At 65.6% G+C, this 14,536-nt stretch carries 12 protein-coding genes; 4 read left to right on the forward strand and 8 right to left on the reverse strand.

Translation table 11 applies throughout. The features are described from left to right. Window positions 1-2: 2 nt before the first annotated feature. A complete protein-coding gene (locus tag ABIC17_RS10535; protein ID WP_354281623.1) occupies window positions 3-1,010 on the reverse strand; it encodes an SGNH/GDSL hydrolase family protein in 1,008 nt (335 codons plus the stop codon). Window positions 1,011-1,081: 71 nt separating this feature from the next. Further along, window positions 1,082-2,773, reverse strand: a complete 1,692-nt coding sequence (locus ABIC17_RS10540; RefSeq protein ID WP_354281625.1) for an amidohydrolase — start codon at window positions 2,771-2,773, stop codon at window positions 1,082-1,084. A gap of 148 nt (window positions 2,774-2,921) precedes the next feature. On the opposite strand from ABIC17_RS10540, the gene ABIC17_RS10545 reads away from it, so the two are divergent. Then, window positions 2,922-4,169, forward strand: coding sequence for a threonine ammonia-lyase (locus tag ABIC17_RS10545; RefSeq protein WP_354281627.1), 1,248 nt, complete (start codon window positions 2,922-2,924; stop codon window positions 4,167-4,169). A 175-nt stretch (window positions 4,170-4,344) separates the two neighbouring features. Then, window positions 4,345-5,148 carry an arginyltransferase gene (locus tag ABIC17_RS10550; protein ID WP_354281629.1) on the forward strand — a complete coding sequence of 268 codons (804 nt, stop codon included), beginning with the start codon at window positions 4,345-4,347 and terminating at the stop codon, window positions 5,146-5,148. Window positions 5,149-5,175: 27 nt separating this feature from the next. Here ABIC17_RS10550 and ABIC17_RS10555 read toward each other — a convergent pair whose 3' ends face one another. The 5 genes from ABIC17_RS10555 to ABIC17_RS10575 all read right to left on the reverse strand — a co-directional run bounded on the left by ABIC17_RS10555 (window position 5,176) and on the right by ABIC17_RS10575 (window position 11,459). After that, entirely contained in the window at window positions 5,176-5,985 is an 810-nt protein-coding gene (locus ABIC17_RS10555) for a transglutaminase family protein (protein ID WP_354281631.1), read from the reverse strand. Further along, window positions 5,985-6,920 carry an alpha-E domain-containing protein gene (locus ABIC17_RS10560; RefSeq protein WP_354281633.1) on the reverse strand — a complete coding sequence of 312 codons (936 nt, stop codon included), beginning with the start codon at window positions 6,918-6,920 and terminating at the stop codon, window positions 5,985-5,987. The genes ABIC17_RS10555 and ABIC17_RS10560 overlap by 1 nt, the downstream gene beginning before the upstream one ends. Then, window positions 6,920-8,434: a circularly permuted type 2 ATP-grasp protein gene (locus ABIC17_RS10565; protein ID WP_354281635.1), complete on the reverse strand. Its 1,515-nt coding sequence runs from the start codon at window positions 8,432-8,434 to the stop codon at window positions 6,920-6,922. Before ABIC17_RS10565 ends, ABIC17_RS10560 begins: the two co-directional genes overlap by 1 nt. 104 nt (window positions 8,435-8,538) lie before the next feature. After that, window positions 8,539-9,390 carry a subclass B3 metallo-beta-lactamase gene (bla, locus tag ABIC17_RS10570; protein WP_354281636.1) on the reverse strand — a complete coding sequence of 284 codons (852 nt, stop codon included), beginning with the start codon at window positions 9,388-9,390 and terminating at the stop codon, window positions 8,539-8,541. Continuing rightward, complete coding sequence (locus tag ABIC17_RS10575; protein ID WP_354281638.1) at window positions 9,387-11,459, reverse strand: protein-disulfide reductase DsbD family protein; 2,073 nt, start codon at window positions 11,457-11,459, stop codon at window positions 9,387-9,389. Before ABIC17_RS10575 ends, bla begins: the two co-directional genes overlap by 4 nt. Before the next feature lie 96 nt (window positions 11,460-11,555). Here ABIC17_RS10575 and ABIC17_RS10580 point away from each other — a divergent pair, with 96 nt between their 5' ends. Together ABIC17_RS10580 and ABIC17_RS10585 are read left to right on the forward strand one after the other, a co-directional pair. Continuing rightward, window positions 11,556-13,208 (forward strand): alkaline phosphatase family protein, encoded by a 1,653-nt coding sequence (locus ABIC17_RS10580; protein WP_354281679.1) that lies wholly within the window; start codon window positions 11,556-11,558, stop codon window positions 13,206-13,208. Window positions 13,209-13,305: 97 nt separating this feature from the next. Then, window positions 13,306-13,683 carry an avidin/streptavidin family protein gene (locus ABIC17_RS10585; protein WP_354281640.1) on the forward strand — a complete coding sequence of 126 codons (378 nt, stop codon included), beginning with the start codon at window positions 13,306-13,308 and terminating at the stop codon, window positions 13,681-13,683. A 66-nt stretch (window positions 13,684-13,749) separates the two neighbouring features. Here ABIC17_RS10585 and ABIC17_RS10590 read toward each other — a convergent pair. Further along, window positions 13,750-14,536, reverse strand: a 787-nt coding sequence (locus tag ABIC17_RS10590; RefSeq protein WP_502958437.1) for a vitamin B12 dependent-methionine synthase activation domain-containing protein, incomplete at its 5' end; no start/stop codon positions are given.

Consider the following 14,536-nt stretch of genomic DNA (forward strand, 5'->3'; position numbering starts at 1 on the left):
CGCTAGGCAGCAGCTCGCGCAATCCGGAGCCGCGGCATGCGACGCATCGCCCCTCCGACCAACGCGAACCCCAACAGCAGCATCGTCCAGGTTGCCGGTTCGGGCACCGCCGCCTGCATCGCGATCCGATTGGCGATGACTGCGTGGATCTGCGTCGTCGGGTGCAGGTCGTCGAAGTAGAGATACCCCGAACATCCATCCGCCACCGCGCCTGCAGCGACACAGGACGTATTGCGGATCAGCGTCGATGGCAGCCCGAACGCCGTGGGATCGGCGGTGAGCGACGCTTCCAGGCCCAGCAAGTCGAAGAACTGCACGTTTGCCCCGGTAGCTTGCGCCACGGTCGCGCTCGTCGTTTCAAAGGCGCTGCTCAGTGCCGCCGAGCGTTCCGTAGCCAGCGTGAGGATCGAGGGATTGCCCAACGCGTCGGCAACTTTGCGCGACCCCGGCAAATCGCCGATGTCGGGCACGCCCGTCACGACGATATTGCGCGCGCCCGCGGAGATCAGCGCGCTCAGACCATTGCTCAACGCCGAGATCGACGCACTGAAATCGGCGTTTCCGGTGTTGCCCAATGTCGCACGAACGTCATTGCCGCCGAACGTGACGAGCACCAGGGCCGAACTCGAGATCGGCTGGTTGAGGCTACCGAAGATCGCAAGTTGCTGGGCGAACCCTGGAATGGCACCGCCGGCCGTATATGCCTGCGCGCCGCCGACCCCGAAGTTGGAGCCGCCTTGCAGATAGGGCGACGACAATCCTCCACCGATACCGGCGGAAAGGATGTCCGCAAAGTTCGCGCCGTTGGAGAAGCGCCCGTTGAAATACCCTACCGATGCCGGAGCAGGATCGGGCAAACCGGCGGCGAGCGATCCGATCTGCGCGTTCCCCGTATCGACCAGGCTGTCGCCGAACACCAGGAGGCTGGTGAAGGTCGCGGCCGAAACCGGCTGCGCGGTCAGCGCCGCCATCGTCAACCCAAGCGCAACGGCACGTTTCGCGATCATCATGGCAACTCCCCCATATACTGTACGCTACGTTTACCATGTTCGGTATGCGTGCCAAGATGAAACACAGCGTGTCAGGGTCGCGTAAACACCTTCTCGCCTCCTACCCACGTCTGCTCGACCTTGGTCGCGCGCAGGTCGGTCGGGCTTGCCAGCAGCGGATCGCGGTCGACGATGATGAAGTCCGCGCGCTGGCCGACGCCAAGACGCCCGAACTTCTCCTCCGCGAATCCGGCATAGGCCGCGGCCCCGGTAAACGCCCACCACGCCTGTTCGCGCGTCACACGTTCCTCGGGACGCCAGCCGCCATAGGGCTGTCCGTCGGCACCCTGTCGCGTGAACGCCGCCGCCCAGCCGGCGAAAGCGTCGGGCTGTTCGACCGGATAGTCCGATCCGAACGCAAGCGTCGCGCCGTTGCGCAGCATCGATGCCCAGGCATAGGCCCCCGCGAGCCGTGCCGGTCCCAGCCGGGCTTCTGCCATCGTACGGTCGCTGGTTTCATGCGTTGGCTGCATCGAGGCGATGATGCCGTTCTTCCCGAACCGCGGGAGATCGACCGGATCGACGATCTGCGCATGTTCGATCCGCCAACGTCGGTCACCCTTGTAGGTATCGACCATGTCGTCGATCGCGCCCAACACCTCAGCGTTGGCGCGGTCGCCAATTGCGTGGACCGCGACCTGATAATGGTCGACCGCCGCCCGGCTCATCAGGTTGCGCATCACGTCGTCCGACATGAACCCCGCGCCCGTCTGCCCCGGTGCGTCACTATAGGGCGCTTTGAGCCACGCGCCGCGCGACCCCAATGCGCCATCGGCGTAGAGCTTGACCCCGCCCATCCGCAGCTTGTCGGCATAGAGCCACGGGGTCGGCCCGGAGCCGCCGATCCGGATCGCGGTATCCACCCCGAACGCATAGCTCATGATCCGTACGCGCAGCGCGCCGCTATCGCCCGCCCGGCGATAGCTCAGCCAGTCGTCCATCGAACTGCCCATGTCGCTGGTCGCGGTGATGCCGTGGCTGAGCAACGCCTCCTGCGCTTTCAGGAACGCGAAATCGCGTTCCTTGGGCAGCGGCTGCGGTGCGGCCTTCTCGACCAGTTCGCGCGCGGAATCGACGAACACGCCGGTCGGCACCGTTCCGGTCTTCTCGATCCGCCCACCTGCGGGGGCGAGCGTCTTGGCGGTGATACCCGCCGCCTTCATCGCGGCACTGTTCGCCCAACCCGCATGACCATCGGCGCGCTGCAACCAGACCGGGCGATCGCTGACCACTGCATCCAGATCCGCAGCGGTCGGGAAACGTCCGAGCGCCCATGCTTCCTGGTTCCATCCGCCCCCTACGATCCACTTGCGATCGGGGTTCGCGGCGGCATAAGCGGCGATCCGCGCCTTGGCATCTTCGAGCGAGGTCGCGCCCGACAAATCGAGCTCCAGCGCGCGGAAGCCCAGTTCCATCACATGCCCGTGCGCGTCGATGAACCCCGGCAACAGCACCTTGCCATGTTCGTCCGCGCGCCAGTCGAGCTTCGCCGGGCGCTTGTCGTTTTCGGCAAGCAGCTTCACGACCTTGCCGTCGGGCGACATCAGCAACCCGGTAAAGCGGACCACCTTGCCGTCCTTGTCGAGCGTGATGCCGTTGACGTTGTCGATCAGCGCGTCGGCCCCGGCCACGCCGGGCAGGATCAATGCGGAAAGCGCAACGGCATATAGAGTCGGCGCGGAAAGCAGCGACGTGGCGAGGCGGGCACGGGATGTGGTGAGCATGGCTCCCGCGATAAGGCTTGTTCCTTCATCGCGCCAGATGGTCTAGGCGACGGACGCTCCCGCGTGCCGAGCCTGTCGACGCACCGCCCACCCGTGGCGAGGGAAAGCAAGGCTGCCCCTCCAGGCTCAGGGCGAACGGAAGTGAATGATGGCGACGCAAGCGAAGTCCGAAACCCTCCCCGTCATCCTCGCAGACGTCGAGGCGGCCCATATGCGGATTTCGGACAAGATCGTCCGCACGCCCTGCTTCATCAGCCGCACGCTGTCGGAACTGACCGGCGCGACCGTCTATCTCAAGTTCGAGAATCTGCAGTTCACCGCGGCCTATAAGGAACGCGGCGCGCTCAACACGTTGCTGCAACTGCCAGCCGACACCACCGGCGTTATCGCCGCGTCGGCGGGCAATCATGCGCAGGGGCTGGCCTATCACGCCAATCGGCTGGGCATACCGGCGACGATCGTGATGCCCACCAACACGCCGATCGTGAAGGTCACGCAGACCGAGGGACACGGCGCGACGGTCGTGCTGTACGGCGACACGTTCGACGCTGCCTATGCCCATGCGCGCGAGCGCGAGGCGGAATGCGGGCTGACCTTCGTCCATCCGTTCGACGATGCCCGCGTCATCGCAGGCCAGGGCACGGTTGCGCTCGAAATGCTCGAGGACGTACCGCAGATCGACACGTTCCTGACGCCGATCGGCGGCGGCGGCCTGATCTCGGGCATGGCGGTCGTCGCGGAAGCGTACAGCCGCAAGCCCAGCGGACATCGCATCGAAGTCGTCGGGGTCGAGGCCGAGCTGTTCCCCTCGATGTACAACCGCATCAACGGGACCACGATGCCGTGTGCCGGTGACACGCTGGCGGAAGGCATTGCGGTCAAGGAACCGGGCGCGATCACCTCGCAGATGGTCGAGGCGCTGGTCGACGACATCGTGCTGGTCAGCGAGCGCAGTCTCGAACAGGCGGTCAGCCTGTTGCTCCAGATCGAGAAGACCGTGGTCGAAGGTGCTGGTGCCGCAGGGCTGGCCGCGTTGCTCCAGCATCCGGAGCGCTTCGCCGGGCGGACCGTCGGTGTCGTGCTGTGCGGCGGCAATATCGACACGCGCCTGCTGGCAAACGTCCTGCTGCGCGATCTGGCGCGGTCGGGACGGCTGGCCCGGCTTCGCATCCGCCTGCAGGATCAGCCCGGCGCGTTGTTCAACGTCGCCCGGATCTTCGACGCGCAACGCGTCAACATCCTCGAACTGTCGCATCAGCGGATCTTCACGAAGCTCCCGGCCAAGGGGTTGTTCCTCGACGTCGAATGCGAAACGCGTGATCGTGCCCATCTCGACCGGTTGACCGATGCGTTGCAGGTCGCCGGATACACCGTGACGACGGTCGAACTCGCCTGAGCCGCGTCCGTTAAGAAGATGGAGGGAATTGGTACGTATACGCGTTCAAGGACGGTCGGGCAGGATTGACCGGAATATTCGTATACGACCTTTTCAACGCGACCAGGACCCATCATAACTAATGCCAAGCCGGGATCGCAGACCGCACTTTCCCGCTTCAGAGGACTCCCGCTCGGTGACTGCGCCCTTCCGCTTCCCGCGTTTCTTCGTCACCAGCCCTGCCCCCTGCCCGTATCTTCCGGGTCGGCAGGAGCGAAAGGTGTTCACCGAATTGCGCGGAGAACAAGCAAGCGATTTGAACGACGCGCTCGGGCGGATCGGCTTCCGGCGCAGCCAGTCGGTCGCTTACCGCCCCAGCTGTGCAGGCTGCACCGCCTGTGTGTCGGTGCGCGTCGTCACCGCCGACTTCGAGGCCAATGCGACCCAGCGCAAGCAGTTGCGCCGCAACCGCGATCTTGAGGTCACCGCCTGCCGCCCCTGGGCGACCGACGAACAGTTCCAGCTGCTCAGCCGCTACCTCGGATCGCGCCATCCCGGCGGCGGCATGGCCGAGATGGACGAAGGCGATTATGCCGACATGGTCGAGCATTCGCCGGTCAACAGCTTCATCGTCGAATATCGAGAACCCTCCCGCCACGGGGAGCGCGGCAAGCTCGTCGGTGCGTGCCTGACCGATCAGCAGGCGGATGGGTTGTCGATGATCTATTCCTTCTTCGACACCGAGCACCCCACCCGCGGGGGCCTTGGCAACCTGATCATCCTAGATCACATCCTGCGCGCCCGCGCGGTCGGCCTGCCCTATGTCTATCTCGGCTATTGGGTGAAGGGATCGCCGCGGATGCAATACAAGATCCGCTATCGTCCGATCGAGGCGCTGGGACCGACTGGCTGGAGCCTGCTGGTCGACGAGAACGCGAAGTTCGCGCCCCCTGCCGAGAAATATGCGGTGATGGCGGAGCAACTGGTCGAGACCCGGTAAGAACCCGCAGCGCGTTCCTTTAAGCGCTTATTGTCCGTTCCGGCCGACGTGCAGATCCACGTCGAGCGTTTCCTCGCCCTCGCCCAACCGCGATCCCGCTACCGGGGCCGCCCCCGCCGAATCCAACGCAACCGCCACGCGGACATACGCCGTGTCGGCGCTGAGCCCGGTCGAAGGATCGAACGCAACCCAGCCGAGCCGGTCGACATAGGCTTCGGCCCAGCCATGCGGCGCGGGACGCCCGTCGGCCTCGGCCTGGCATACCGGGCTGTATCCGGACACATAGCGCGCAGCGACACCCAGCGTCCGGGCCGCCGCGATGAACACCTGCGCCATGTCGCGCGAACTTACCGACCCTTCGGCAAACGCTTCGATCGCGGTCCGCCCGGCGATCGGGCGGCCGTGATCCAGTGCGAACCGCCGCTTGATCGCGATGTTGAGCGCATGCAACCGCGCGACCGGATCGGTCTCTGCAATATCGGCGGCGAACGCGTGGATTTCGGCGTCTGCCCGCGTCAGCGGCGTATCGCGCAGAAACAGCGCGGGGGGCAGCGGCTCCTGCGCACCGTGGACGATGCCGTTCGACGGATGCGTCAGCACCTCGCCCGACACCGCGATCTCGATGTCCGAGATGGGACCGGCGACATACAGCATCGTCACCCGGTTGCCGAAGCCGTCGCGCCCGTGCCGCATCCGCGCATCGCAGTCGACATGCAGGTTCCAGCCCGTCACCGATTGGTCATGGGTGTCTTCCGGAATGAGCCGAAGCAGCTGGGTCAGTCGCGCTTGCGGCGCGGAAAAGCGATATATCGTGCGATGATCGACCGACAGGCGCATCAACTGAACTTGAACTGGCGGCCGACGGCTTCGTGCAGCCGGTCGTTCTCGCCGATGAAGCCCTGCAGATACTGGTGCAGCCCGCCCGCGATCACCTGACCCGACCTGGTCCGTGCGATCCGCGTGTGGCGCGCGCGCGCCATGCGATCGGCTTCGCCATGAAGACCGGTGCGCTTCGCCAGCAAGTTCAGGATGTCGACCGCTTCCTCGACCGAGGCCGCCAGACTGCGGGGAAGTTCCGAGCGCGCAATGAGCAAGTCGATGACGTTGGCAGGGCGCAACCCTTCCGAATACAGCCAGCGATACGCGGTCACTGCGGATACCGTTTGCAGGATCGTCGTCCATTGGTCCCGGTCGACCACGCCACCGACACGCTCGCCCTCGGGCAGCAGGATATGGTATTTGACGTCGAGCAGACGCGCGGTGTTGTCGGCGCGCTCGATCGCCTGGCCGAGCCGGATGAACCAGGTCGTCTGGTTGCGCAGCATCCGGTGGATCGCGCCTTCGAACCCGCGCGTCTCTGCCTTGACCGCCTCGACGAGGTTCAACGTCGCCATCGCGCTGCCCGCGCTCGCGCGCCGATCGAAGATCAGCCAGGCACCGTTGATCGCCGTCCAGGACTCACGCGTCAGTGCAGTGCGCACTGCGCGCGCATTGTTGCGCGCCATGTCGAGCGACCGGACGATCGATCCCGGATGGCTCGAATCGAGCGTCAGGAAACGCGCGACGTTGGTCTTGCTGATCTGCTGACCGGTCTTTGCAAAGGCAGCATCAGTCTCGGTCACCGCCAGCGCAGACGCCCACGCCGCCTCACCAGCGGGACGTGGCGACAATACGTCGAGCCGCACCGTCGCCTCGACGAGCCGCGCGATGAAGTCTGCACGCTCGACGTAGCGCCCGAGCCAGTACAGGGCGGAAGCGGTCCGACTGAGCATCAGAGTGCTCCCCCGAACGTCTGGCTCTGCGTCTGCTCCTGCGCCTGGCCCAGTGCCTCCAACCCTTCGCCAGGCTCGCCCGCGCCATTGTCCATCAGCACGAAACTGTCCTTGGTGCCGCCGCCCTGTGATGAATTGACCACGAGCGACCCTTCCTTGAGCGCCACCCGCGTCAGTCCGCCGGGCACGACCTGCACGCCCTTCGACCCGGTCAGCACGAACGGCCGGAAATCGACGTGGCGCGGTGCCAAACCGGCGTCCGCCAGCGTCGGAACGGTCGAAAGCGCCAGCGTGGGCTGCGCAATATAGCGGTGCGGTTCGGCAATCAGCGCCGCGCGAAAGGTCTCGATCTCCGCCTTGGTCGCGGTCGGGCCGACGAGCATCCCATAGCCGCCCGAGCCGTCGACCAGCTTGACCACCACGTCCTTCAGATTGTCGAGCACGTACTTCAACGCCTGCGGTTCACGGCAACGCCACGTCTCGACGTTGGGCAATTTCGGCTCGCCACCGGAATAAAACCGCACGATCTCGGGCATGTACGAATAGATCGCCTTGTCGTCCGCAATCCCGTTGCCAGGTGCATTGAGCAAGGCGACATTGCCGGCGGCATAGGCTGCGATCAGGCCGGGCACGCCAAGCATCGAATCCGGGCGAAACACCAGCGGGTCGAGATAATCGTCATCGATCCGGCGATAAATCACGTCGACCTTTACCAGCCCTGCGATCGTCCGCATCCAGACGATATCGTCATCGACCACCAGATCGGCCGCCTCGACCAGTTCGACGCCCATCGAGTCGGCTAGGAAGCTATGTTCGTAATACGCCGAATTATAATGGCCCGGCGTCAGGACGACGCACACCGGTGCCGCCACGCCCACCGGCGCGACCGACTTCATCGTCTCGAGCAACTTGTCCGGATAGGAATCCACCGCCGCGACCCGGAATGAGCGGAACAGCTCAGGACACAGGCGTAGCATCGCCTCGCGGTTCTCGAGCATGTAGCTAACACCCGACGGCGTCCGCGCATTGTCTTCGAGCACGTAGAAATCATCCGGCCCGGTGCGCACCAGATCGATCCCGCAAATATGCGCCCAGATGTCGTGCGGCGGACGGATCCCGGCGATCTCGGGACGGAATTGCGGATTGCCGAAAATCAGGTCGGCCGGCAGCACGCCCTCCGCCAGAATGCGCCGTTCGCCGTAAATGTCATGCAGGAAGGCGTTGATCGCCTCGACCCGCTGGACAAGTCCCTCGGAAAGCCGGGTCCATTCATCCGCCAGGAAGATGCGCGGCACGATGTCGAAGGGAATGATCCGTTCACTCGCATCGCTGTCGCCGTATACCGCAAAGGTAATGCCGAGTTGGCGGAACGTCGCTTCCGCAGACTGCTGCCTGCGGCGCAGTTCGTTAGAAGGCGTGCTCTCGATCCACTCGCCGAGGGCGGCAAGCTCCGATCGCGGGATCATGCTCCCGCTCTTGCCCATGATTTCGTCGAACGCCCGCCCTATCCCCATGTGACGATAAAGCCTCCAACTGCGTCCGGGTTCCATGCTGCGATGGATTGTTGCGTCGCACAAGCGGATATTGTTGTCGGGATGTTAACCGTCCCGAACTGTGGCTAGTGCTTGCGCTGCGATGCCAATGCCACGGCATAGTCCTTGCGCGCCGCCGCCACGATCCGCGGCAACACCGTCGGATCGATGAAGGCACGCGCATCCCCTGCGTCGCGGTGCTCGGCGCGTTCCAGCACATCGGCGATCTCTGGATGCATCGGCAGCACGATATCGGCGTGTACCGCCGCAAGCCGCGCGAAACTGCGGCGATAATCCGCGTCGATCGTGGGGTAGGCGCGGTTGCCGTACAGATGATTCCCCGCGACCGTGATGCTGCACGGGAACACGATTCGAAGCATTTTACGCCCCTCCGTCACAGGGAGCAGCCACGTCGTACAGCCTGCGGTATGGCCCGGCGTCAGCAGAGCGGTAACGGCGAGTGTTCCCGTGCGCACCTGCTCCCCGTCGCGGACAATGCGATCCACCGCTACGGGCGGAAATCGGGTAAAGCCGTTGTCGTTGTCCGCTTCATGCCGCCCGCGCCGCAAAGCACTGGCGTCGCCCGCCGACGCGACCAGCTTGGCACCGCTCCACCGGCGCAATTCGGCGAAGGCGGCGGCATGATCGAAATGCGCGTGTGAGTTGAGGATCCACTTCACCTGCCGCGGCTGCACGCCGATCGCCGCGAGGTTGCGTTCCACCTGCCCCGCCTCGCCCGCCATCGGTCCGCTGATTAAGATCGTGCCCTCGCGCGCGACAATTGCATAGGCCGCAAGTCCGCGTGTCCCGACGTACCAGACCGGTCCGGTGATGTGGAACGGCTTGATCGGCTGCGACCAGGACGGCGGCGCGTCGATGGCGCCCCCGGTCAGCAACAGCAACGGCGCGACGAGCGCGGCAAGGATGCGGCGTTTCATAATCCGGACAGCATTGCAGAGGTCAGCACCTGCGGCAACACGCGCGGCTCGGCAGCATTCGGTGCGTAATAGAGGTACAACGGCACCCCCGCGCGGTTATGCTGCTCGATGAAGCGGCCCATCACGGGATCGCCGTTGGTCCAGTCGCCGATCAGCACCGCGACCTTGTGGTCCGCGAACGCCTTGCGCGTCGCCTCCGTTTCGATCGCAGCCTTCTCGTTGACCTTGCACGTCAGGCACCAGTCCGCCGTGAAATAGACGAATACCGGCCGCCCCGCCTGTCGCAGCGCTGCCAGGCGCGCCTCGGTAAACGGCTCCGCGCCCCCCGGCACCGCAGCCACGGCGGCGCTGTCGGGACGACGCCCGGCGATCAGCCAGACGCTTGCGGCGACCGTCGCCAGCAGCGACACGACGATTACCGCGCCGATCGCCCGCCCCTTCTTCTGCCGCACACCGCCAACCCACAGCAGGACCGCGAACAGCAGAGCGACGACCAGCCCGATCGCCATGCCGTCGACACCCGCCTCATGCCCGAGCACCCAGGCGAGTGCGATTGCAGTCAGCCACATCGGGATCGCAAGAACGCGCCGGAACGTCTCCATCCACAAGCCCGGCTTGGGCAAGCGCCGCCGCAGCGCCGGGACGAAACCGAGCGCGAGGAACGGCAGCGCAAGTCCGATCCCCAACCCGGCGAACACCGCCAGCGCCGCGCCCCACGGCAGCACCAATGCCGCCCCCAGCGCAGCGCCCATGAACGGCCCGGTGCACGGTGTCGCAATGAACGCCGCCAGCGCGCCGGTTGCGAACGCACCGCCCGCCCCGCCGCTGCGATTGACGAAGGCGGGCGTCGGAATCTCGAACAGCCCGCTCAGGTTGAGCGACAAGGCCACCGTCAGCAGCAACAGCACGACGATCGCGCGCGGATCCTGGAGCTGGAACGCCCAGCCGACCGCGGTTCCGCCTGCGCGCAAGGCAAGGATCACCCCACCGAGAGCCACACACACCGCTACGACGCCAGCTGCATAAGCCAGCGCTTCCTGCCGCGCGTGGCGCTCGTCGAGATGCCCGCGGGCGAGGCTCAACGCCTTGAGACTAAGGATCGGGAAGACGCAGGGCATGATGTTGAGAATCAACCCGCCGAGCATCGCGCCGGCAAAGGCAATCAGTGTCGCGTTCAGCACGCCGGCTCCGCCAAGGCCTGCCGCCGTGGCGGACGTACCTACCGAGGCAGCAACCGTCCCCGCGCCCGCCGTCACCACCAGCCCCTGTTGTGCGCCGATCTGCAATACCCCTTGCAACGGTCCCGGAACCGCCGCCGGACTCGCCGCCGCCTTGGTCTCGATCACGATGCGGTCGCCGTCCTGCGTAACCGTCTGCGCGGCGGCATAATCCAGCGCACCCGTGGTGATCGGATAGAAATACGCCTGCCCCAGCGCAGCTCCGGCTGGATACGGAATCGCGATCCGAATGCGCCCGTTGCTCGACTGGAACGTCGCTTGTGCATCGAGCGGCTTGGGCACCGCGCGGCGCCATGCATCGAACCGCGCCCGCATTTCCGTTGAGATCGTGCCGTCGCCGACCACCAAATCGATGGCAAGCTCAGCCGATTCGGGCACACATACTTCCGCTGAACAGACGAGGTAGTTGGTCTTCAACCGAACCGGCAACGCCGTACCGACCGCCAATCCGGCAGGAATCTTGAGCGTCACGAGCGGCGCATACGGTTTTTCGAAAACGTAATTCATCAAATCCGCGACGATCAGCCGTCCCGGCACCGGATAGGCAGGCTCGCTCGCGGTCACGCCCTTCGGCAGCGTCCAGTCGAGCTTCGCGGGAAAGCCCGCATCGCCCGGATTCTGCCAATATCCGTGCCATCCGGGCGCAGGCGCGCTTTCCAGTGCGAGCGTGACGGTCTGCCCCGCGGCTGGCGTGCGACTTTCGGCGACCAGGGTGATCTTGAGGTGCGCGCCCGAGCCGACCGGATCGAGCGTCGCCGCACTGGCTTGCGCGCTGCCCCCCAGAAGAAGCAGTGCGAGCAGCGTAACAACGACGTCATGAAACCAGCGCATCGCACATCCTTGTCGAGCTCGAACCCTCGGGCCATAGCGGCGAAATCGGCCCGCCGTCCAACTCGGAGAATTCGTTTGAACCGCTACGCGTCCATCCTGGCGATCGCTATCAGCCTGGCCAGTGTTCCGATCGCCGCAAAGACCGCGCCGGCCCCCGCCCCGCAGGCGGCCGCAGCCGCGACTCCCGCGCCTAATACGCCGCCCAAACTGATCGTCGCGATTTCGGTCGATCAATTCTCCGCCGACCTGTTCGGCGAATATCGCGGCACCTTCACGGGGGGCCTGGCAAGGCTGCAGAAGGGCGCGGTGTTCCCGAGCGGCTATCAAAGCCATGCTGCAACCGAGACGTGCCCCGGCCATTCGACGATCCTGACCGGTTTCCGCCCCGAGCACACCGGCATCATCGCCAACACCTGGACCGACCTCGGCATCGCCCGCGAGGACAAGCAGGTTTACTGCGCCGAGGACGAGACCGTTCCCGGCACCACCCACGCCGGAACCTACACCGTTTCCGACAAACATCTGTTGGTGCCTACGCTTGGCGAACGGATGAAAGCCGCCAACCCCAAGGTGCGAGTCGTATCGGTCGCGGGCAAGGACCGCGCCGCGGTGATGATGGGCGGGCACAATGTCGACGAGCTCTGGTGGTGGAACGGCAAGGCGATGGTCAGCTACGCCGGGCGCGCGACCCCGCCTGTCGTCGCGCGCGCCAACGCCGCGATCGCCGCGCGCATCGCCGCACCACAACCCGCGCTCGACGTTCCACAAGTCTGCAAGGCGCATGACGTCGCGGTGTCGATCGGCGAGGGCAAGAGCGTCGGCGTAGGCCATTTCGCGCGCGAGGGCGGCAACGCGAGCGCCTTCCGTGCGTCCCCCGCCTTCGACGGCGCGATCGTCGCGCTTGCGGCGGGGCTCGTCCAGGACATGAAGCTCGGCCAGGGCGACACCACCGATATCATCGACGTCGGCGCTTCCGCCACCGATTACGTCGGCCACACCTTCGGCACCGAGGGCGCGGAAATGTGCATCCAACTCCAGCAACTCGATGCCACGCTCGGCTCGTTCTTCGACCTCCTCGATTCGACCGGAGTCGATTATGAAGTCGTGCTGACCGCGGATCACGGCGGCAACGACATCCCCGAACGCGAGATCAACGCGGGTCTGCCGGGCGCCCAGCGCGCGCGGATCGCACTGTCCCCCACCGTGGCGGGCAAGGCGATCGCAGCGAAGCTCGGGATCGCCAAGTCAGTGCTGTTCGGCGACATGCCCAACGGGGACATCTACATCGCACGCGATCTGACCCCGGTTCAGCGCAAGGCGGTGCAGGACGCCGCGGTCGCCTATTACAAGGCCGACCCGCAAGTCGCCGAGGCCTTCACCGCCGCACAGATCGCCGCCACCCCGACGCCAAAGGGCCCGCCCGAACGCTGGACGATGCTGCAGCGGGCGCGGGCTTCGTACAAGGCGGGCCGTTCGGGCGAGTTGCTCGTCCTGCTCAAGCCCCGCATCACGCCGATCCCCGACCCCACCAAGGGCTCGGTTGCGACCCATGGCAGCCCGTATGATTACGACCGGCGCGTGCCGATCCTGTTCTGGCGCAAGGGCATGACCGGGTTCGAACACCCCGCCGGGATCGAGACCGTAGATATTGCCCCGACGCTCGCCAGACAGATCGGGTTGAAGATCGTGGCGCCGCAGATGGACGGGAAGTGCCTCGACCTCGCCGACAACGGGCGCCCCTGCCGCTGACGCTCCGGAGGCGCGCCGTCCGTCTTAGGGGACATCCCCTAATCGCGGAAACGGACGGCGCGCCTATACTTGCGCTACGGATCGCAGGAGCATCGTCATGGCCTATCAACCGCCGCTGCATGCCGCGCTGTCCGGCACCGGGCCGACGATCGATGTCTCCGGACGATGGGTCAACGAACTCGGGTCGACCATGGTGATCGCGCAAGCCGGAACGCTCCTCACCGGGATCTATACCAGTGCGGTCAGCGGGGGAACTTCCAGCACGTCAGGCGCACTACAGGGTTCGGCCGACGGTGCGTTGATCGCCTTCCTGGTGCACTGGGACGACTTCCAGGCGATCACCGCCTGGGTCGGGCATCAGGATACGACCAGCGGCGCACTCGCCACCTTGTGGCAAATGACGAGCGCAACCGATTCGGGTGACGAATGGAGTTCGATCAACGCGGGAGCGGATACCTTTACGCGCCTGCCGTGACGCGACGGGGGTTCCGCCCTCCCCCGTCTCCTTTCGAAAGCGCTTCCCGGAAACGCGAGGCGTGCGTCAGTCGAGGTTGGGCCGCAACCAGCGCGTCGCCGTCGCCAGATCGACTCCACGCCGCGTCGCATATTCGTGCAACTGGTCGGGCCCGACGCGCGCTACGCCGAAATACTCCGCCTGCGGGTGCCCGAAATAGAAGCCCGACACCGCCGCGGTCGGCAGCATCGCGAAACTGTCGGTCAGCGTGATGCCGGTCGCGGCGGTCGCATCCAGCAGCTCGAACAGCATCGGCTTCTCGCTGTGATCGGGGCACGCGGGGTAACCCGGCGCGGGGCGGATGCCGCGATATTGCTCGCGGATCATCGCCTCGTTGGTGAGTTGCTCGCCCTCGGCATAGCCCCATAGTGTCGTGCGGACATGCTGGTGGAGCCGCTCGGCGAACGCCTCGGCGAGACGATCGGCGAGCGCCTTGAGCAGGATGTCCGAATAATCGTCGTTATCCGCCTTGAAGCGCTTGAGGTGCGCGTCGATCCCATGCCCGGTGGTGACCGCGAACCCGCCGATCCAGTCGCCTGCGGGGTCGATGAAGTCGGTCAGGCACATGTTCGCGCGCCCCTCGCGCTTCGCGATCTGCTGGCGAAGGAACGGCATCCGAACTTCCTCTAGCCCCTCCCCTTCAGGGGAGGGGTTGGGGTGGGGCAGTCCAGCAGACACATCGTCGGAAGCAGGCACGGGCCCCCCCCCCACCCCCCCCCAGAAGGGGAGGGGCGTTTCGGGAAAAAACACAAAATACCCAAAACCACCGCACCGCCCCAAACCACCCCCACCCCATGCCGGGAGCCACATATAC

This window comes from Sphingomonas sp. PvP056, from assembly GCF_040549155.1.
Lineage (GTDB): Bacteria > Pseudomonadota > Alphaproteobacteria > Sphingomonadales > Sphingomonadaceae > Sphingomonas.

What these genes read in the sequence shown, in the direction of transcription:
- ABIC17_RS10540 (WP_354281625.1), bottom strand. Translation starts at nt 2,773, where the DNA reads ATGCTCACCACATCCCGTGCCCGCCTCGCCACGTCGCTGCTTTCCGCG.
- ABIC17_RS10545 (WP_354281627.1), top strand. Translation starts at nt 2,922, where the DNA reads ATGGCGACGCAAGCGAAGTCCGAAACCCTCCCCGTCATCCTCGCAGAC.
- ABIC17_RS10575 (WP_354281638.1), bottom strand. Translation starts at nt 11,459, where the DNA reads ATGCGCTGGTTTCATGACGTCGTTGTTACGCTGCTCGCACTGCTTCTT.
- ABIC17_RS10555 (WP_354281631.1), bottom strand. Translation starts at nt 5,985, where the DNA reads ATGCGCCTGTCGGTCGATCATCGCACGATATATCGCTTTTCCGCGCCG.
- ABIC17_RS10585 (WP_354281640.1), top strand. Translation starts at nt 13,306, where the DNA reads ATGGCCTATCAACCGCCGCTGCATGCCGCGCTGTCCGGCACCGGGCCG.
- ABIC17_RS10565 (WP_354281635.1), bottom strand. Translation starts at nt 8,434, where the DNA reads ATGGGGATAGGGCGGGCGTTCGACGAAATCATGGGCAAGAGCGGGAGC.
- ABIC17_RS10560 (WP_354281633.1), bottom strand. Translation starts at nt 6,920, where the DNA reads ATGCTCAGTCGGACCGCTTCCGCCCTGTACTGGCTCGGGCGCTACGTC.
- bla (WP_354281636.1), bottom strand. Translation starts at nt 9,390, where the DNA reads ATGAAACGCCGCATCCTTGCCGCGCTCGTCGCGCCGTTGCTGTTGCTG.
- ABIC17_RS10535 (WP_354281623.1), bottom strand. Translation starts at nt 1,010, where the DNA reads ATGATGATCGCGAAACGTGCCGTTGCGCTTGGGTTGACGATGGCGGCG.